Below are 18998 nucleotides of genomic sequence, written 5' to 3' on the forward strand. Positions count from 1 at the left end.
CGACTCTATCAGACTCTTTCGTGTCCGATTCCCAGTCAGCGGGACTCGCTTTCCAGGTTTTCGCTTTCGCGTTTCCCTTTCCGGCGACTCCGACTCTATCAGTGCTTTTCCGTCTCCCTGACCACTTCGTTTTGCGGCGCACGGAAATACCGGCAGCGCAAAGCGAGGCACAGGTCAAGATCAGCAAGTGAGGAGGAGCCTGCCCGTCCCGACACATGCACGTGAAGTTCACACGTTGCGGTCAGGCGGGACTTAGGACAGTACAGGCCCCGGCGCGGTCGGGGCAAATCGGCCCAGGGGCGCGTGAGGGTCTATGGTCTAGTCCACTACCGCACCGGTCTAGTCCAGTAGTCTCCGTCGGGGAAGCCCGGCCCGGAGTCATACCAGGCGAACCCGGACTTCTTATGACTTACCCTTCTGAACAGTACGCCGCCACACGGGAAGTAGTGACGGCGACACGAAGAAGCCCCACCCCTGGGAGGCCATCCATGACCACCGTGACGTCCCCGCTCGCCGGGCGTGCCATCGGACTCGCGGCAGTGCCCGATCCGGTGTTCTCCGGCGCAATGGTGGGCCCCGGTACCGCCATCGACCCCGTACGAGAGCCCTCGGAGGCGGTTTCCCCCGTCGACGGCGTCATCGTCTCCCTGCACCCGCACGCTTTCGTCGTCGTCGACGACGAGGGCCACGGCGTGCTGACGCACCTCGGTATCGACACCGTGCAGCTCAACGGCGAGGGCTTCGAGCTGCTCGTCAACAAGGGCGACACCGTCACGCGCGGCCAGGCCGTCGTGCGCTGGAACCCGGCCGCCGTAGAAGAGGCCGGGAAGTCCCCCGTGTGCCCGATCGTGGCCCTCGAAGCCACTGCTGACTCTCTCGGCGACCTCCGTGAGGACGGCGATGTGAAGGCCGGCGACGTCCTCTTCACCTGGAAGTAGTTCAGCCAGAAGTCGTGACGCCGCCGTCGTCGAGACGGTGAGTCGGACATCCACCGCGGCGGCTCAGACCGCCGCACCAATCGGAGACGGGTGAAATGGAGACAACGCTGCGAGGCGTCGGCGTGAGCCACGGTGTGGCGATCGGCCAGGTCCGGCACATGGGCACTGCGGTCCTGGAGCCGCCGGCCAAGCAGATTCCGGCGGAGGAGGCGGAGCGCGAACAGGGGCGTGCCCGCAAGGCCGTCGAGGCCGTGGCGGCCGACCTGAACGCGCGCGGCAACCTGGCCGGGGGTGAGGCGCAGGCCGTCCTTGAAGCTCAGGCCCTGATCGCCCAGGACCCCGAGCTGATCGCCGACGTCGACCGGCGCATCGCCGTCGGCAGCACGGCCGAGCGTGCCGTGTACGACGCGTTCTCGCACTACCGCGAGCTGCTCGCGGGCGCCGGTGAGTACATGGCCGGGCGCGTGGCGGACCTCGACGACGTGCGCAACCGCATCGTGGCGCGCCTGCTGGGCGTCCCGATGCCGGGCGTTCCGGACAGCGACGAGCCGTACGTACTGATCGCGCGCGACCTCGCTCCCGCCGACACCGCGCTGCTCGACCCGGCGCTCGTGCTCGGCTTCGTGACCGAGGAGGGCGGGCCGACCAGCCACAGCGCGATTCTGGCGCGGGCGCTGGGCGTCCCCGCGATCGTGGCGCTGCCGGGCGCCGGTGAGCTGGCCGAGGGCACGCTGATCGCCGTCGACGGCAGCACCGGCGAGATCTTCGTCGACCCGACCGCCGAGAAGCGCGCCGAGCTGGAGCGTGCCGCGGCCGAGCGCAAGGCCGCGCTGGCCGCGTCGTCCGGTCCGGGTGCGACCTCGGACGGGCACAAGGTGCCGCTGCTCGCCAACGTCGGCGGTCCCGCCGATGTGCCGGCGGCGGTGGGGGCGGGCGCCGAGGGCGTCGGTCTGTTCCGTACCGAGTTCCTCTTCCTCGACGACTCCGCGAAGGCGCCGTCGGAGGAGAAGCAGGTCGAGGCGTACCGCAAGGTGCTTGAGGCGTTCCCCGAGGGCCGTGTGGTCGTGCGTGTGCTGGACGCGGGCGCCGACAAGCCGCTGGACTTCCTGACGCCCGCCGACGAGCCGAATCCGGCGCTCGGCGTGCGCGGTCTGCGGTCGCTCCTGGACCACCCCGAGGTGCTCCGGACTCAGCTGACGGCGCTGGCCAAGGCCGTCGAAGGGCTGCCGGTCTATCTGGAGGTCATGGCGCCGATGGTCGCGGACCGTGCGGACGCCAAGGCGTTCGCGGACGCGTGCCGGGCGGCCGGGCTGCGGGCGAAGTTCGGCGCGATGGTGGAGATCCCCTCCGCCGCGCTCCGCGCGCGCTCGATCCTCCAGGAGGTCGAGTTCCTGTCGCTGGGCACCAACGACCTGGCGCAGTACACGTTCGCGGCCGACCGGCAGGTCGGTGCGGTGTCGCGGCTGCAGGACCCGTGGCAGCCCGCGCTGCTCGACCTGGTCGCGCTGTCCGCCGAGGCGGCCAGGGCCGAGGGCAAGAGCTGTGGTGTCTGTGGTGAGGCTGCCTCCGATCCGCTGCTCGCGTGTGTGCTCACCGGTCTGGGTGTGACCAGCCTGTCGATGGGTGCCGCGTCCATTCCTTACGTGCGCGCGACGCTGGCGAAGTACACACTCGCCCAGTGCGAGCGCGCGGCCGCCGCGGCCCGTGCCGCGGACTCGGCCGAGGAGGCCCGTGTGGCCGCGCAGGCGGTGCTGTCCGGGGAGTGACCCGGGCCGCTGTCCGCTGCCTCTGCGCAGTGTCTGAGTGAGAGGGGCTTCCCGTCGCGGGTGCGACGGGGAGCCCCTTTCGCTTGTCCGTCAGTGGTCGGTGGCGGGCTGGTCGAAGGGGAAGCCCGCCCGGTAGTCCACTCCTGGTTCGGGTGCCACCGGGTCTCCGGTGTCGGCATCGGTGCAGTACGCGCTGAAGACCTCTCCGGCGGTGAGTGGGAGCAGGCTGCCGCCGTGCAGCCGCCAGCCGTGGACGCGGTCGGGCGCGTCCGGCGCCGTCGTCCGCAGCACCAGGCCGCCCGGGCTGTGCTGGGCGATGCCCGCGGCAAGGACGGTGACGAACTCGGCGACGTCCGTCTCGTCGAGCAGGGCCGGGTCGCCGCCGCGACCCTCGGCGTGGAGCACGGCGATGAGCTGCTCCTGCTGTGCCTGGACACTGCACACCAGGTGGTGCAGGCCCGGGCCCGCCGCCTCGATCAGTCGCATGAGGATCGTCGAGGCGCGTTCGAAGGCGGAGCGGCCGATGTCCTGGCCGCATTCGGCGCACTCCCCCAGGTCGGCCAGGAGCAGGGTCGCGTAGTCCCAGGTCGCCTGGCGGACCGCCTTGTTGATGAGCTCGGGCACCAGGCTGTCGATGGGCTGGCCCGCGTAGGCGACGCGGGCGCCGGCCGCCGCGATCTCGGCGGTGAAGCGGGTGCGGCTGTCGGCGGTGTCGGGGTCGATGCCGGTCGCGGTGCAGAACTCGGTGAACTCCTCCGGGTCGAAGAGGGCGACCGTGGTGTGCAGTCCCTGGGCGGCGAGGGATCTGAGCAGGCCGTCGACCTGGCGGAGATAGGCGGTGTGGTCGTCGAAGGCGAAGGACCGGTACCGCGTCATCGCCTCGAAGTCGTACGCGTCCGCCAGCAGCCCCACCGTGCCGGGCGTCTCCCGGCGCAGGGTCCGCCGCGTGGCTCTGGCGGCGTGGACGGGCCGGGAGCCCCGGGGTGTTCGGGACCGGGTGGAGGCCGTCGGGCTGGTGGATTTCCTGGAGTTGCGGATGTGCGCCATGGTTCCCCCTGCGTGCTGTCGATCAGTGCTCACTCACCGTAACCGGGAGCACTGACAACGCCGGTCGCGGCAGCCGGTCCCGTATGAGCCGATGCTGAACACAGCAGGTCAGAGCGATGACGGCGCCGAAGGCCGTCCAGCCGACGGGGCCGGTCGCGATGGCCGCGGTGACGGCGAGTGGTCCCGCGCTGCGCTGTGCGGACTGGGCCAGGCCGTGCACGCCGAGGTAGCTGCCCTGGGCCTGCCCCGGGGCCAGCGCGATCGACAGTTCCCACGAGACGGTGGCGTGGATCATCTCGGCCAGGGTGAAGGCGGCGGTCGAGACGGTCAGGCAGATGCTCGCCGGTACCGCGCCGTGGACCGCCGAGGCGGCCATGGCGACGCCGGCGGCGGCGAAGACGGCGGCGAGCGGGAGGAGCAGGCGGTGTGCCGCCTTGGTGGTCGCGCCGAAGCGGGCCAGGGGGACCTGGAGGCCCACCACCATCACGTTGTTGAGCACCATCAGGAGCGGTACCAGGCCCTGCGGCGCGTCTGTGGCGGAGACCGCCCAGAGGGGGATACCGACCTTGAAGACGGCGTCGTCCATGAAGAGCACCGACTCGGTGGCCACATAGGCCAGATACGTGCGGTCCTTCCAGGGGCTGCCCGGTCGCGCGGCGGGGGCGGGGTCCTTGGAGGTGGCTACCGTGCGCGTGGGCGAGGGCGGTTCGGCGCAGCGGGCGGTGACCAGGGCGGCGCCGACGAAGGAGAGGGCGTCTCCGGCGAGCAGCCACTGGTAGGCGGCCGTGGTGGCGAGCGCGAGGGCGGCCGCCGCTGCGAGGCCTCCGACGGCCCAGCCCGCGTTGGCCAGGGTGCGGCTGACGGCCTGGTAGCGGACGCGGTCGGGTCCGGCGACGCGGGCCGCGTACAGCTTGGTGAGTACGTTCGCGGAGCGGTCGCCGAAGCTGCCGACGGCCGAGTACACCAGCAGGAGCGCGTAGTTGTCGGTGGTGAGCAGGGCGGCGGCGGCGAGCGCGCGCAGGACCTGGAAGACGATGAGCACGCGCGTGAGGGGCAGCCGGTCCGCGATGCGGCCCCCTATGGGGGCGCCCGCGATGCCGACCGCGCCGGCGAGGGCGACCAGCGTGCCGACCTGGGTGACCGAGAGCCCGGCCACGTAGGTGAAGTACAGGACCGAGACGGCGGCCCACAGGCCGCTTCCGGTCCGGTCGACGAAGGCGACCCAGAGCATCAGCCGGCCGTCGCGGCCTCCCGGGACTCGTTCCCACAGTGCGGCACGTCGGCTGCGCAAAGTCACTGCTCCCCCTTGACTGGCATTATGTATTGATACATAGTTCAGTACGTGGCAGAACAATATGCGATTACCGGCACCTCGGCCAAGGGAATTGCCGCTTCCGTCGAACGGGCCGTCGCCGACGGCGGGTTGGCGCCGGGGGACACGCTTCCTCCGGTCCGCCGGCTCGCGGACGACCTGGGTGTGAGTCCCGGCACGGTGGCGACGGCGTACAAGGAGCTGCGCGGGCGCGGCGTCGTGGTCACGCACGGGCGGGGCGGGACCGTGGTCGCCGCCGCGCCCTCGGTCGCCTCACGACGCCCGCCGAAGGTGCCGGAGGGTCTGCGGGACCTCGCGGGCGGCCACCCCGACCCGGCCTTCCTGCCCGAACTGCCCGCGCCGGTGCGGATGACGGCCGGTGCGCGGTCCCACCGCTCGACGCCCCGGCTGCCCCTGCTGGAGGAGCGCGTCCAGGAATGGCTGGGCGCCGACGGCGTGCCGACCGGGTCGGTGACCTTCGCCCACGGCGCGCTCGACTGCGTCGCCCGGCTGCTCACCACCGAGCTGCGGCCCGGCGACGCGGTGGCCATGGAGGACCCCGGCTACCACCATCTGCTCGACCTGGTGCAGGTGATGGGGCTGCGTACGGTCCCGGTCGCCGTCGACGACCAGGGGATGCGGCCGGAAGCCCTGCGCGAGGCGCTGCGGGCCGGGGCGCGGGCCGTCGTGTGCAGCCCGCGGGCGCAGAACCCGTACGGCGGCTGCTTCTCGGAGCGGCGCCGCGACGACCTCGTGGAGGTGCTGCGAGCGGCGCCCGAGGTGCTGGTGATCGAGAACGACCACGCCGCGGAGATCGCGGGGGCGCCGCTGTACACCCTGACGGCGGGCGGGCAGCTGGCGCGCTGGGCGCATGTGCGGACGGTGACGAAGTACCTGGGCACGGACCTGCGATGGGCGGCCGCCGCCTGTGACCCGGCGACGCTGGCGCGGCACGACGGCCGACTGCTGCTGACCTCCGGCTGGGTGAGCCATCTGCTCCAGGGCACGGTGCTCGGGCTGCTCACCGACCGGATGGCGCGGGAGCTCGTGCACCGCGCGCGTGACGCCTACGGGGAGCGGCGCCGCGCTCTGGCGGGCGAGCTGGAGCGGCGCGGGATCGCCTCGCACGGGGCGAGCGGGATGAACCTGTGGGTGCCGGTGCGGGACGAGTCCGCGGTGGTGAACGGGCTGCGCTCGCGCGGGTGGTGGGTCGCCGCCGGGGCGCGGTTCCGGATCGCTACGGGGGCCGGTGTACGGATCACCGCGGCGGGCCTCGAACCGGCCGAGGCGGCCCGGCTGGCCTCGGACTTCGGCGAGGTGCTGGGCGAGTCCGAGGCCACCTACGGAGGGTGAGGGGCGACGCCCCGGCCCTGCGGGCGGGGCGCGCTTTTGTCAGCCGTGCTTGCGGGCCACCGCTTCGTAGAAGCGGAGGAGGTCAAGGTTGTCGACCGAGCCCGGGTTGACCGCCTTCTCCAGTGGTGTGCCCTGGAGCAGGCGCTTGACCGGCACCTCGATGCGCTTGCCCGTCAACGTGTGCGGAACGCCCGGGACTTCGATGATCTCGTCCGGGACGTGGCGCGGGGAGAGCTGCTCCCGGATCGCCTGCTTGACCTTCGTACGGAGGGCGTCGTCCAGGACCGCGCCCTCGGCGAGGTGGACGAAGAGCGGCATCCAGTAGCCGCCGTCCGGCTCTTCGAGGCCGATGACCAGGGATTCACGGATCTCCGGGAGGCGTTCGACGACTTCGTAGATGTCGGCCGAACCCATGCGGACGCCCTGGCGGTTGAGGGTGGAGTCGGAGCGGCCGTGGATGACCACCGAACCGTGGTCGGTGATCGTGATCCAGTCGCCGTGGCGCCACGCGCCGGGGAACATCTCGAAGTAGCTGTCGCGGTAGCGGCTGCCGTCCGGGTCGTTCCAGAAGCGGATCGGCATGGAGGGCATCGGGTTGACCACGACCAGCTCCCCCACCTCACCCACGACCGGCTTGCCCTGCGGGTCCCAGGCCTGCAGGTCCGTGCCCAGACAGGCGGCCTGGAGCTCGCCGATGTGCACGGGGAGCGTCGGGACGGCTCCCGCGAAGCAGGAGCACACGTCGGTGCCGCCGCTGACCGAGGCGATCCACAGGTCCTCGCGGACCTCGTCGTGGAGCCAGCGGAAGCCGTCGGGCGGGAGCGGCGAGCCGGTGGTGGCGACGCACTTCACGCGCGAGAGGTCGTGGTCGCGGGACGGGTGCACACCGGCCTTGCGGCAGGCCATCACATACGCGGCGGAGGTGCCGAAGAGGGTGGCGCCGGTCCGCTCGGCGACGCCCCACTGGGCGCCGGTCTCCGGGAAGCCCGGGCTGCCGTCGTACAGGACGACCGTGGTGCCGGTCAGCAGGCCGGAGACGAGGAAGTTCCACATCATCCAGCCGGTGGAGGTGTACCAGAAGAAACGGTCCTCGGGGCCCAGGTCGCAGTGGAGGCCGAGCTGTTTGAAGTGTTCGAGGAGGATGCCGCCCTGGGACTGGACGATGGCCTTGGGCAGGCCGGTCGTGCCGGAGGAGTAGAGAACCCAGAGCGGGTGGTCGAAGGGAACTTGCTCGAAGACCGGCTCGTTGTCACTCTCAGTGAGCGAAGACCATTCGAGAGTTCCCTGGGGGGCAGCGGTGCCGAGCAACGGGATGTGGACGACAGCGCGCAGGGTGGGCAGTTCGCGGCGGAGCTCCGCGACGACGTCGGTGCGGTCGTGCTCCTTGCCGCCGTAGCGGTAGCCGTCGACGGTGAACAGGACGACGGGTTCGACCTGCTGGAACCGGTCGAGGACGCTGCGTGCGCCGAAGTCGGGGGCGCAGGACGTCCACACGGCGCCGACGGCCGCGGTGGCCAGGAGCGCGGTGACGGCCTGCGGGACGTTCGGCAGATAGCCGCTGACGCGGTCCCCGGGCCGTACGCCGAGGGCGCGCAGCTCGGCGGCGAGCGAGCCGACCTGGCGGCGCAGCTCCGCCCAGCTGGTGGCGACGGCCTCGTGCGTCTCGTCGACGTGCAGGAGCGCGGCGTCGTCGGCGCGGGCCGGGTCCTCGGCGGTGCGCAGCGCGTGCTCGGCGTAGTTGAGGGTGGCACCGGGGAACCACTGGGCGCCCGGCATCGACCGGTCGGCGAGCACCGTCTCGTACGGGGTGGAGAAGCGCACCTCGAACCAGTCGGCGACGGCCTTCCAGAAGGTGTCGAGTTCGGTGACGGACCAGCGGTGCAGCGCCTCGTAGCCGCCCTCGGCAGGTGCGCCGTACCGCTCGGCGGCCCAGGTCTGGAACGCGGTGATCCGCGCCCCGGCGATGCGGTCGGGGCCCGGCTGCCACAGGGGCGCGGGCTGCGGCGCGGCGTTCGCTGGTGAGGTCATGGGTCGGCTCCCGGGCTGGTACGCGTGGTGTGCGTGTGCCGCCCGCACACGCGTAGGGGTGTGCGCATGCGGCGGCTCACAGGGACGATGCCATGTGATCGTCTTCCGCACCAGGGTGTGCCGCCCATAGTCCGGCACCTGACGATGTGGTGCCACCACGGGTGAACGGAAGTTGAACGGAGCACACAGCTCATGATCCGGATGGCAGGGTGAGCCGCATGGACGGCAATGACCTGGTGCGCTCGGTGAAGGCGGTCGGCTCGGTGCAGGGGCTGCGGGCGGTCCGCTCGGCCCTGCGGCGGCGCCGTGCGGACGCGTGGGGGCTGCCCGCGCGCGGGCCCGAGCGCGCCCGGGCACCCGGTCAGGTGCGGGGCGCGGAGCCCCGGCCGGGCGGCGGCGTGGTGCGGTTCGCGCGCTCCGAGCTGGAGGTGCGGGTGGCGGCGGGCGGCGCCGTGTTCTGGGGCTGGGACGGGGCCGGCCCCGAGCCGTCGTACGCGCTGGCTGGGCCCGCGCCCGAGCCCGACGCGCGCGCCGCCCTGGAGCCCGACACGGACGGCGGCTGGCGGGTGGTCTCCGAACGGGTGATGGTGGCGGTGTCCCGGCACGGGGCCGTGGAGGTGCGCACCCCCGGCGGGGTGGTGCTCCGCCGCGAGCTGCCGCCGCGCTGGTGGGAGCCGGTCGGCGGCGGTCCCGCGCGCTGGGTGCAGCGCTCCGAAGTGGCCGCCGACGCACGCGTGTTCGGGCTCGGCGGGCGCGCGGACGGACCCCGGCTGCGCGACGGGGCGTACCGGCTGTGGAACACGGACCCGCGCGGCGGCTTCGCCCCCGGCGACGACCCGCTGTACATCACGATGCCGGTGCAGCTGGTGGTGGCGGACGCCGGGACCCATCTGGCGTTCTACGACAACACCTGGGACGGCCGGGTCCTGCTGCGCGAGGGCGAGGAGGGGGCCGGCTCGGGCCATGACCGGGCCGGGAGCAGCGAGCTGCGGATGGAGGGCGGGCCGCTGCGCTGCTGGGTGGTGGTGGGCACCCCCGCGCGCGTGCTGCAGGGGTGGACGGCGCTGACCGGCGCGCCCGCGCTGCCGCCGTCCTGGGCGCTGGGCCCGCAGCACGCCCGCTGGGGCTTCGGAAGCGAGGCCGAGGTGCGGCGGGTCGTCGCCGGGTACCGGGAGCACGGGCTGCCGCTGTCCGCGCTCCATCTGGACATCGACCACTATGACGCCCACCAGGTGTTCACGGTCGACCGTGAACACTTCCCGGATCTGCCCCGCCTCGCCAAGGACCTGGCCGAGGAGGGTGTGCGGCTGGTGTCGATCGTCGATCCGGCGGTGAAGGCGCAGCCCGGCAACGCCGTGTACGAGAGCGGGCTCGCGGCGGACGCGTTCGTGCGGGACGCGCGCGGCGACGAGGTGCGGGGCGTGGTCTGGCCGGGCGAGTGCGTGTATCCCGACTTCACCGATCCACGCGCGCGTGAGTGGTGGGGCGGGCTCTACCAGGAGCGGCTCGACCAGGGCTTCGCCGGGGTGTGGCACGACATGAACGAACCGACGTCGTTCGCGCCCTTCGGCGATCCGACCCTGCCCCGCTCGGCGCGGCACGTGCTGGATGGCCGGGGCGGCGACCACCGCGAGGCCCACAACGTGTACGGCCTGACCATGGCGCGGGCGGGCTACGAGGGTCTGCGCAGGCTGCGTCCCGACGGCCGGCCTTTCCTGTTCAGCCGCTCCGGCTGGGCCGGGATGCAGCGCTACGGAGGCACCTGGTCGGGTGATGTGAGCACCGGCTGGCCGGGGTTGCGGGCCTCGCTCGCCCTGGTGCTCGGACTCGGGCTGTGCGGGGTGCCGTACTCGGGTCCGGACGTGGGCGGGTTCAGCGGCACCCCGTCGCCGGAGCTTTATCTGCGCTGGTTGCAGCTGGCGGCCCGGCTGCCGTTCTTCCGTACGCACTCGGCGATCTGGGCCGGGCGCCGGGAGCCGTGGGAGTTCGGTCCCGAGGTGCTCGGCCACGCGCGCGTGGCGCTGGCCGAGCGGGAGCGGCTGCATCCGTACTTCATGACACTGGCGCAGCTGGCCCGGCTGACCGGGGCGCCCTATGTGCGGCCCGTGTGGTGGGGCACGCCGGGCGACAAGGCGCTGCGGGACTGCGAGGACGCGTTCCTGCTCGGCGACGCGCTGCTGGTGGCGCCCGTCTTCGAGCGGGGCATGGACCGGCGGGCGGTGCGGCTGCCGCGCGGCCGCTGGTACGACACGGCGACCGAGGAGCCCCACGAGGGCCCCTGCCAGGTCCTCGTGGACGCGCCCCTGGCCCGTATCCCGGTACTGGCCAGGGCCGGTTCCGTCATCCCGGTGCGCGGCGCAGACGGCGAAGTGGAACTGGAGGTGTGGGCTCCGGCGGCCGGACGCACCGGCGGCGGCCTCGTCGTACGGGACGAGGGCGACGGGTGGGGGCCGGCGGTGGTGGAGCGCTTCACCACCCGGACGGCGGGCGGCCGGGTGGTGGTGGAGCGGATAACGGACGAGGGGGCGACGCGGGAGCTGGGGTACGCGGTGCGAGTACGGGGTGGGGGGTGGTGAGGCGGGGTGCCGTGCGCTCGGCACCGCCAAGCGAGTGCGGCCGACCCCGTACCGATACGGCTTGCACCCCGCCCGGGCACCATGCGCTCAGCACCGCCAGACGAGTGCGGCCAACCCCTTGCCAATGCGGCAGGCACTCAGCGCGGGTGCCATGCGCTCGGCACCGCCAGACGAGTGCGGCCGACCCCGTGCCGATGCGGCTGGCGCTCAGCGAGAGCCGCCAATCCTGTACCCATGCGGCTCGCCCCCAGCCGAGTGCCGCCACCCCTCAGCGAGCGCCGCCGACTCCCGCCCGCCTCAACGCCCGGCCGTCCCGGCCCCCTCACCCCCTTTCACCCCCGGCGAACCACCCCCGTACCACCTGCGTATGCAGCGGAAACGCCAGTTCCTCGGGGCTGCGGAGCACCCGCCAGCCGGCCGTCTCGTCCGTCGGGGCGGGCGGCGGGAGTTCGGCCGAGGCGCGGGCGGGGAGCAGGCCGAAGAGGAGGACGTGGTGCGGGGAGCTGAGCGCGTCCACGAGGCGCACATCGGCGGCGGAGGCTTCTATTCCGGTCTCCTCGTACAGCTCGCGGACGACCGCCTCCTGCCACAGCTCGCCGTCGTCGACGAAGCCGCCGGGCAGGGCGGAGCGGCCGATGTGGGGCTCGACGGCGCGGGTGATGACGACGAGTCCCGTACCGCGCGCGTCCGTCACGGGAAGGAGGGCGACGGCGACCGGCAGCGGATTGCGATAGGTGACGGTCCCGCACGCCGCGCAGGGGCGGGGCCAGCCGGCCGAGGCCGAGGGGTAGGGCGATCCGCACGCGGTGCAGTGCGAGTCCTTCACAGGCTGCTTCGAGGTCTTCGAGGTCCCGGTCACGCGCGGACTTTAACCGAATACATTCGGCCATCGGATCACATTGCCCCAACTCCCCCTTTTCTACGACCCGTTGAGCAATGAAGGGTGTGCACATGACACTCAGATCGACCGTGCGCGGCCTTGTCGCCGCTGCCGCCGCCCTGCTCGCCGTGACCGCCACCTCGCCCGCCGCCCGGGCCACGCCCGAACCCAAGGCACCCGCCGAGTTCGTCGCGCTGGCCACCGTGGACCCGACGATCATCCAGGAGATGCGCTACATCACGCCGCACAACTTCGTGGGCCGGCCGATCGACGGCTACCGGCAGCCGGTGTGCATCCTGACCCGCCAGGCGGCCCAGGCGCTGCACCAGGCACAGCTGAAGCTGCTCCGAGAGGGCTACTCGCTGAAGGTGTACGACTGCTACCGGCCGCAGCGGGCCGTCGACACCTTCGTGGAGTGGGCGAAGGACCTCGACGACCAGCGGATGAAGACCGAGTTCTATCCGCTTGTCGACAAGTCGAGGCTGTTCGAGGACGTGTACATCGCGGCTAAGTCGGGGCACAGCCGGGGCAGTTCGGTGGACCTCACCATCGTCCGGCTGCCCGCGTGGCCGACGCCGCCGTACCGTCCCGGCCGGCCGCTCGTGCCGTGCTTCGCGCCGAAGGACCAGCGCTTCCCCGACAACTCCGTCGACATGGGCACCGGCTTCGACTGCTTCGACACCCTGTCGCACACCGACGACCCCCGCGTCCAGGGCGTCCAGCGCGCCAACCGCCAGCTCCTGAAGGGCACGCTCCAGGCCGCCGGGTTCGTCGGGATACCCCAGGAGTGGTGGCACTACACCTTCCAGCCGGAGCCGTTCCCGGACACCTACTTCGACTTCCCGGTGGCGTGGCGCTCGGTGGCCGGTCACCGCTGAGTGACGCCCCCTGCCGGAGCGCGGCCGCCCGTGGCACACTTCTGACGTTCCGTCAGATACGAGGCCGGGAGGGGTTTTGACGCGCACGCGCACGCCCGTGGTGGCGGGCTGGTTCACGGAGGCGGAGGATCAGGAGTTCCGGCTGCTCGGCACCCGGTGCACCGCCTGCGCCTCCGTGTTCTTCCCACGCGAGGACTCCTTCTGCCGCAACCCCGCCTGTTCCGGGCGGGAGTTGACCGAGGTGCCGCTCTCCGGGCGCGGGCGCGTCTGGTCGTACACCGACGGGCGCTATCGGCCGCCCGCGCCCTACGTCTTCGACCCCGAGGCCGTCTGGCAGCCGTACACGCTGGTCGCCGTGGAGCTGGAGGCCGAGCGGATGGTCGTCCTGGGCCAGGCGGCGCCGGGTGTGACCACCGCCGACCTCGCCATCGGAATGGAGGTCGAGGTGGTGCCCGGCGTGCTCAATGAGGACGCCGGGACCGTCTGGACGACCTGGCACTGGCGGCCCGTGGGGGCGAGCGCATGAGCGGCACGGACGACATCGCGGTCCTCGGCGCCGGCATGCACCCCTGGGGCAAATGGGGCAGGAGTTTCATCGAGTACGGGACGGTAGCGGCCCGCGCCGCGCTCGCCGACGCCGGGCTCGACTGGCCGGACGTGCGGTCCGTGGTCGGCGCGGCGACCGTGCGCGGCGGCTACCCCGGGTATGTGGCCGGGGCGGCCTTCGCGCGGGCCCTCGGCTGGCAGGGCGCGCGCGTGACGAGCGTGTACGCGGCCTGCGCGTCCGGGGCGCAGGCGATCAACACCGCGCGGGCGCAGATCCTCTCGGGGATGGCCGAGGTGGTGCTCGTGGTGGGCGCCGACGCGGCGCCCAAGGGGTTCTTCGCCCCGGCGGGCGGCGATCGGCCGGACGATCCCGACTGGCTGCGCTTCCGGGTCCTGGGCGCCACCAACCCGGCCTACTTCGGTCTCTACGCCCGCCGCCGCATGGCCCTGCACGGGGACACCGTCGATGATTTCGCGCTGGTCAAGGTGAAGAACGCGGCGGCGGGCGCGCTCAACCCGTATGCCCGCTACCGCAAGGCGGTGACCGCCGAGGAGGTCGCCGCCTCGGCCGTGGTCGCCGATCCGCTGCGGCTGCTCGACATCTGCGCGACCTCCGACGGGGCGGCCGCCCTGGTGCTGTGCGGCATGGACTACGCGCGCCGGCACGGGGCGGCGGACCCGGTGCGGATACGGGCCGTGTCCACGGTCACGCCCACCTACCCGAACACGGTCCTGGACCTGCCGGACATCGCCACCGACTCGGCGGTCGCGGCGGAGCCCTCGCCGTACTCCTTCCGCGCCTCCATCGCACGGGCCGCCTACGAGGAGGCCGGGATCGGGCCCGAGGACCTGTCGCTGGCCGAGGTGTACGACCTGTCGACCGCCCTGGAGCTGGAGTGGTACGAGGATCTGGGGCTGTGCGGCGCCGGGGAGGGCGCGAAGCTCGTACGGGAGGGCGCGACGGCGCTCGGCGGTCGTGTTCCGGTCAACGCGAGCGGGGGGCTCGCATCGTTCGGTGAGGCGGTGCCCGCCCAGGCCATCGCGCAGGTCTGCGAGCTCACCCGGCAGCTGCGCGGTACGGCGGGCGAGCGGCAGATCAACGGGGCACGGGCCGGGATCACCGCCAATCAGGGCCTGTTCGGACACGGCTCGTCGGTGATCGCGGTGCGCTGAGCTCCCGGCCGCCGTTCCGTCCGTACCCCGGCAGCCGTTGCTGTCGGCGACCTTGACGCTCCATCACGGCCGGTGAACACTTCCGGTTGTCTCTCGGCGTCGCCGTTCCTCGGCTCCGGGCCGCGTGCCGTCGCACGCGGTCGCCGGGCTGCTCCCCCACAGGGCGATTCCGCCAGACCAGCACGCTCGTCACGGATGCCGGGCGGGGTCCAGCGGACCCTCGCCACCGGCTCCGCAGCCATGGGAAAGCGCGCACCCTGCACGGAGGACCGGGGCCACGCCCCGGGCGAGGGCATAGGAGCAGCCATGAGCAACGGAGACATCTTTCTCGGTGAGGTCATCGGCACGTCGATCCTGATCCTCTTCGGCGCCGGGGTGTGCGCGGCGGTCACGCTCAACCACTCCAAGGCGAGAGGCGCCGGCTGGGTGGTCATCGCCTTCGGCTGGGGCTTCGGCGTGCTGGCCGGGGCGTACACCGCGGCTCCCCTGTCGGGCGGCCATCTCAATCCGGCGGTGACGGTCGGCATCGCCGTCGACACCGGCGAGTGGGACAGGGTCTGGCTCTACGTCCTGGGGCAGCTGACCGGTGCGGTGCTCGGCGCGGTCCTCGCCTACCTCGTGTACTTCGCCCAGTTCCGGGCCAACTCCGAGCGGGACGGCTCCGTTCCGACGCTCGGCATCTTCTCGACGATCCCCGAGATCAGGAATCCGGCCGCCAACCTGGTCACCGAGATCATCGCCACGGTCGGTCTGGTGCTGCCCGTGCTCGCCTTCGGCGACACCGAGGGCCTGGGTGAATCCGGCACCACCGTGCTGATCGTGTCGCTGCTCGTCGTCGGCATCGGCCTCTCGCTCGGCGGGCCCACCGGGTACGCCATCAACCCGGCCCGCGACCTCGGCCCGCGCCTGGTGCACAGCGTGCTGCCGATCCCCCACAAGGGGACGTCGGACTGGGGTTACGCCTGGATACCGGTGGCGGGACCGCTGGCCGGCGGGGCCCTCGGCGGCCTCATCCACCACGCGGCCTTCTGAGCACGCGCCGCGCCACCGCAGCCTTCAGACCTAGGGGTAGCCATGACGGAGAAGTTCGTCGCAGCCATCGACCAGGGCACCACGTCCAGCCGCTGCATCATCTTCGACCAGAGCGGCGCCATCGTCGCCGTGGACCAGCGCGAGCACCGCCAGATCTTCCCGAAGCCCGGCTGGGTCGAGCACGACGCCACCGAGATCTGGTCGAAGGTGCAGGCCGTGGTCGCGGGCGCGCTGGCCAAGGCCGGGATGCGCGCGGAACAGCTCAGCGCGCTCGGCATCACCAACCAGCGCGAGACGACGGTCCTGTGGGACCGGGCGACCGGCAAGCCCGTGCACAACGCGATCGTCTGGCAGGACACCAGGACCTCCGCGCTCTGTGCCAGGCTCGGCGCCGAGGACGGCCAGGACCGCTTCCGGGACGCCACCGGGCTGCCGCTGGCCAGCTACTTCTCCGGGCCCAAGGCGGCCTGGCTGCTCGACAACGTCCCCGGGCTGCGGACCCGTGCCGAGCGCGGCGAGATCGCGTTCGGCACCGTCGACTCCTGGCTGATCTGGAACCTGACCGGGGGCACGGCCGGCGGGGTGCACGTCACCGACGTCACCAACGCCTCGCGGACCATGCTGATGAACCTGGAGACCCTGGAGTGGGACTCCTCGATCCTGGCCGCGATGAACGTACCGGAGGCGATCCTTCCGGAGATCCGGTCCTCGGCGGAGGTGTACGGGACGGCGGTGGGCCAGCTGGCGGGCGTGCCGGTGGCGTCCGCGCTCGGCGACCAGCAGGCCGCGATCTTCGGGCAGGCCTGCTACGACACCGGGACGGCCAAGAACACGTACGGGACCGGGAGTTTCCTGCTGCTCAACACCGGCGGCCGGCCCGTGCCCTCCAAGAGCGGCCTGATCACCACCGTCGGCTACAAGATCGGTGACCAGGCGCCGGTCTACTGCCTGGAGGGCTCGATCGCGATCACCGGAGCCCTGGTCCAGTGGTTCCGGGACCAGCTCGGCCTGATCCGCAGCGCCGCCGAGATCGAGACGCTCGCCGCGAGCGTCCAGGACAACGGCGGCGCCTACATCGTGCCCGCCTTCTCCGGCCTGTTCGCGCCCTACTGGCGCTCGGACGCGCGCGGTGTCATCACCGGCCTGACCCGGTACGTCACCAAGGCGCACCTGGCCCGCGCGGTCCTGGAGGCCACCAGCTGGCAGACCCGCGAGGTGGTCGACGCGATGTACCAGGACTCCGGGGTACGGATCACCACGCTCAAGGTCGACGGCGGGATGACGGTCAACCGGCTCCTGATGCAGCATCAGGCGGATGTGCTCGGCGTGCCGGTGATCCGGCCGAAGGTCTCCGAGACGACCTGCCTGGGCGCCGCCTACGCGGCCGGGCTCGCCACCGGGGTGTGGGCGGGCCTGGACGAGCTCAAGGCGCACTGGCAGAAGGACGTGGAGTGGGTGCCCGCCATGGAGGCGCGGCTGCGCGAGCGCGAGTACGGCAACTGGCGCAAGGCGGTGGAGCGCAGCCTCGGCTGGCACGAGGAGGACGGGGAGTAGCCGTTCTCGGCCACGAGGGCACGGGAGCGCCCGCTCCCCCCAAGACGCACGGCCCGTACCCCAGTCGGTGGGGGTACGGGCCGTGTCCCCGCGCGGGAGCCTCAGATCGAGACCGTCCGGCGTCTGCGCTCGGAGAGGACCATCGCGTGCTCCACGACGGCGACAAGGACGTCCTTGACGGCCTCGCGGTCGCGCGCGTCCGTCGTGATCAGCGGCACGTCCGGGTCGAGGTCGAGCGCGGAGCGCACGGCGTCGGCAGGGTAACGGGCCGCGTCGTCGAAGCAGTTGACGGCCACCGTGAAGGGCAGCCCCCGGCGTTCGAAGTAGTCGATCGCCGCGAAGGAGTCCTCCAGGCGGCGGGTGTCCGCGAGGACCACCGCGCCCAGCGCCCCCTGCGCCAGCTCGTCCCAGAGGAACCAGAAGCGGTCCTGTCCGGGCGTGCCGAAGAGGTACAGCACCAGGTCCTCGCGGAGGGTGATGCGCCCGAAGTCCATCGCGACGGTGGTGGTGTTCTTCGCCTCCACGCCCGCGACGTCGTCGACCGGCCGCCCGGCCTCGCTGAGCCGCTCCTCGGTGCGCAGCGGCCGGATCTCGCTGACCGCGCCCACCAGAGTGGTCTTGCCGACTCCGAAGCCGCCCGCCACCAGGATCTTGAGTGTCACCGGTTCGACGGGCCGCTTCCTGCGGCTAGAGCGCCCGAAGGCCATTGATCACCTCGCGGAGAAGGGACTCGTCCGGCAGCTCAGCCGGCGGAACGGGTCGGGATACGTGCACCAGCTGGTCCTGGACGAGGTCGCCCACCAGGACGCGGACCACCCCGACGGGCAGGTCGAGTCCGGCGGCGAGCTCGGCGATGGACTGCGGGGTACCGACGCAGCGCTCGACGATCTCGACGTGTTCGGGCGAGAGCGAGTGGTCCCGCCCCGGGTCGTCGGCGGCCGGTTCGGGCACCACCACCGCGATCAGGTCGAGGCGGTGCTGACCGACGCTGCTGGTGCGGCCGCGGGTCATCGCGTACGGCCGCACCACCGGTCCCGCGTCGTCGTCGAACCAGTGGTGCTGCCGGGGCGGCGACTGCCGTGGCACCCGGTCCGGATGCTGCGGGCCGTTCGCCGGCGCCCGCTGGTCTGCGTCACTCATACCGTCGCGCTCACCCTGCGGTGGGCAGGCCGGTCCGTGGTGCCGTGGTGAGGTGGGCCCCGACCCGCTTGACCATCAGGGTCATCTCGTACGCCACCTGGCCGACGTCCGACTCGGCGTCGGACAGGACGGCCAGACAGCTGCCGTCCCCGGCGGCGGTCACGAACAGGAAGGCGTCGTCGAGCTCCACGACGGTCTGGCGGACCCCGCCCACGTCGAAGTGGCGGCCGACCCCCTTGGCGAGGCTGTGGAAGCCGGAGGCCACGGCGGCCAGGTGCTCGCCGTCCTCCCGCGTCAGGTCCCTCGACGTGCCGGTGGGCAGGCCGTCGCTGGACAGGACGAGCGCCTTGCGGATGGAACCTACCCGGTCGACCAACTCGTCCAGCAACCAGCTGAGTTCCCCGGTGCCCTTCCCGATGACGTCGTGTGCTGCGGACTTCGGTGCGGTCATCGACCGTCCCCCTCAGATGTATTACGTCGTACGTCGCCCAGGGCCTGGTCGGGCCGGTCGACTGTGGTTTCTGCGCTGGTCATCGCGTTGTGCCGACGCCCGCGCTGCCAGCCACGCTGCATCGACGCCATACGGTTGCGCACTTCCTCTGCGTCGCGCTCGGGCTGCGGCTGAGCGCCCGGGCCGCCCGGCCCGGTGCGGTCCGCGGGCTCGGCGGAGGTCTGTTTCAGCTGGGGGGCGAGGCTGGCCTGGCGGACCCGGCGGGGCAGGGCGCCCTGCAGACCGGTTCCGTCGGCGCTCTCGCGGCCGGGCGCGGGCCGCCGC

At 72.4% G+C, this 18998-nt stretch carries 16 protein-coding genes and 1 pseudogene; 9 read left to right on the forward strand and 8 right to left on the reverse strand.

Translation table 11 applies throughout. The features are described from left to right. Positions 1 to 488: 488 nt before the first annotated feature. Complete coding sequence (locus tag ACFWA7_RS35760) at positions 489 to 938, forward strand: PTS glucose transporter subunit IIA (RefSeq protein ID WP_371651037.1); 450 nt, start codon at positions 489 to 491, stop codon at positions 936 to 938. Positions 939 to 1033: 95 nt separating this feature from the next. Further along, positions 1034 to 2704, forward strand: a complete 1671-nt coding sequence (ptsP, locus tag ACFWA7_RS35765; RefSeq protein WP_385827249.1) for a phosphoenolpyruvate--protein phosphotransferase — start codon at positions 1034 to 1036, stop codon at positions 2702 to 2704. Between the two features lie 90 nt (positions 2705 to 2794). Here the strand turns inward: ptsP and ACFWA7_RS35770 are convergent, their stop codons facing one another. Continuing rightward, on the reverse strand, positions 2795 to 3751 hold the full coding sequence (locus ACFWA7_RS35770) for a hypothetical protein (protein WP_385827251.1): 957 nt from the start codon (positions 3749 to 3751) through the stop codon (positions 2795 to 2797). A 22-nt stretch (positions 3752 to 3773) separates the two neighbouring features. Next, the gene (locus tag ACFWA7_RS35775) at positions 3774 to 5048 is read right to left on the reverse strand and encodes an MFS transporter (protein WP_385547673.1); all 1275 of its coding nucleotides are present in this window, start codon (positions 5046 to 5048) and stop codon (positions 3774 to 3776) included. A 45-nt stretch (positions 5049 to 5093) separates the two neighbouring features. On the opposite strand from ACFWA7_RS35775, the gene ACFWA7_RS35780 reads away from it, so the two are divergent. Further along, positions 5094 to 6416 carry an aminotransferase class I/II-fold pyridoxal phosphate-dependent enzyme gene (locus tag ACFWA7_RS35780; RefSeq protein ID WP_385547676.1) on the forward strand — a complete coding sequence of 441 codons (1323 nt, stop codon included), beginning with the start codon at positions 5094 to 5096 and terminating at the stop codon, positions 6414 to 6416. A gap of 39 nt (positions 6417 to 6455) precedes the next feature. Here ACFWA7_RS35780 and ACFWA7_RS35785 read toward each other — a convergent pair whose 3' ends face one another. Beyond that, positions 6456 to 8444, reverse strand: coding sequence for an acetoacetate--CoA ligase (locus tag ACFWA7_RS35785; protein ID WP_385827253.1), 1989 nt, complete (start codon positions 8442 to 8444; stop codon positions 6456 to 6458). A gap of 218 nt (positions 8445 to 8662) precedes the next feature. On the opposite strand from ACFWA7_RS35785, the gene ACFWA7_RS35790 reads away from it, so the two are divergent. Beyond that, complete coding sequence (locus ACFWA7_RS35790) at positions 8663 to 11020, forward strand: TIM-barrel domain-containing protein (RefSeq protein WP_385827255.1); 2358 nt, start codon at positions 8663 to 8665, stop codon at positions 11018 to 11020. A 322-nt stretch (positions 11021 to 11342) separates the two neighbouring features. Here ACFWA7_RS35790 and ACFWA7_RS35795 read toward each other — a convergent pair whose 3' ends face one another. Beyond that, on the reverse strand, positions 11343 to 11879 hold the full coding sequence (locus tag ACFWA7_RS35795; RefSeq protein WP_385827257.1) for an NUDIX domain-containing protein: 537 nt from the start codon (positions 11877 to 11879) through the stop codon (positions 11343 to 11345). Between the two features lie 92 nt (positions 11880 to 11971). Between ACFWA7_RS35795 and ACFWA7_RS35800 the strand changes: the two genes are divergently transcribed. The 5 genes from ACFWA7_RS35800 to glpK all read left to right on the forward strand — a co-directional run bounded on the left by ACFWA7_RS35800 (position 11972) and on the right by glpK (position 17083). Next, positions 11972 to 12778: a M15 family metallopeptidase gene (locus ACFWA7_RS35800; RefSeq protein ID WP_385827259.1), complete on the forward strand. Its 807-nt coding sequence runs from the start codon at positions 11972 to 11974 to the stop codon at positions 12776 to 12778. Positions 12779 to 12854: 76 nt separating this feature from the next. Beyond that, entirely contained in the window at positions 12855 to 13304 is a 450-nt protein-coding gene (locus tag ACFWA7_RS35805; RefSeq protein ID WP_385547691.1) for a Zn-ribbon domain-containing OB-fold protein, read from the forward strand. Beyond that, positions 13301 to 14497, forward strand: coding sequence for a lipid-transfer protein (locus tag ACFWA7_RS35810; RefSeq protein ID WP_385827261.1), 1197 nt, complete (start codon positions 13301 to 13303; stop codon positions 14495 to 14497). The genes ACFWA7_RS35805 and ACFWA7_RS35810 overlap by 4 nt, the downstream gene beginning before the upstream one ends. Positions 14498 to 14803: 306 nt before the next feature. Beyond that, positions 14804 to 15529 (forward strand): MIP/aquaporin family protein, encoded by a 726-nt coding sequence (locus ACFWA7_RS35815; protein WP_385827263.1) that lies wholly within the window; start codon positions 14804 to 14806, stop codon positions 15527 to 15529. Between the two features lie 42 nt (positions 15530 to 15571). After that, positions 15572 to 17083 (forward strand): glycerol kinase GlpK, encoded by a 1512-nt coding sequence (glpK, locus tag ACFWA7_RS35820; RefSeq protein ID WP_385547700.1) that lies wholly within the window; start codon positions 15572 to 15574, stop codon positions 17081 to 17083. Between the two features lie 101 nt (positions 17084 to 17184). Here glpK and ACFWA7_RS35825 read toward each other — a convergent pair whose 3' ends face one another. From ACFWA7_RS35825 to ACFWA7_RS35840, 4 genes and pseudogenes are all read right to left on the reverse strand, one after another. Further along, positions 17185 to 17790, reverse strand: coding sequence for an ATP/GTP-binding protein (locus ACFWA7_RS35825; protein ID WP_385547703.1), 606 nt, complete (start codon positions 17788 to 17790; stop codon positions 17185 to 17187). After that, entirely contained in the window at positions 17771 to 18223 is a 453-nt protein-coding gene (locus tag ACFWA7_RS35830) for a DUF742 domain-containing protein (protein WP_385547706.1), read from the reverse strand. The genes ACFWA7_RS35825 and ACFWA7_RS35830 overlap by 20 nt, the downstream gene beginning before the upstream one ends. Before the next feature lie 10 nt (positions 18224 to 18233). After that, positions 18234 to 18674, reverse strand: coding sequence for a roadblock/LC7 domain-containing protein (locus ACFWA7_RS35835; protein ID WP_385547709.1), 441 nt, complete (start codon positions 18672 to 18674; stop codon positions 18234 to 18236). Continuing rightward, positions 18671 to 18998: pseudogene (locus ACFWA7_RS35840) on the reverse strand (histidine kinase); the annotation flags it as partial. The gene ACFWA7_RS35835 and the pseudogene ACFWA7_RS35840, both read right to left, overlap by 4 nt.

It is taken from the genome of Streptomyces sp. NPDC059994 (assembly GCF_042737755.1).
GTDB lineage: Bacteria > Actinomycetota > Actinomycetes > Streptomycetales > Streptomycetaceae > Streptomyces.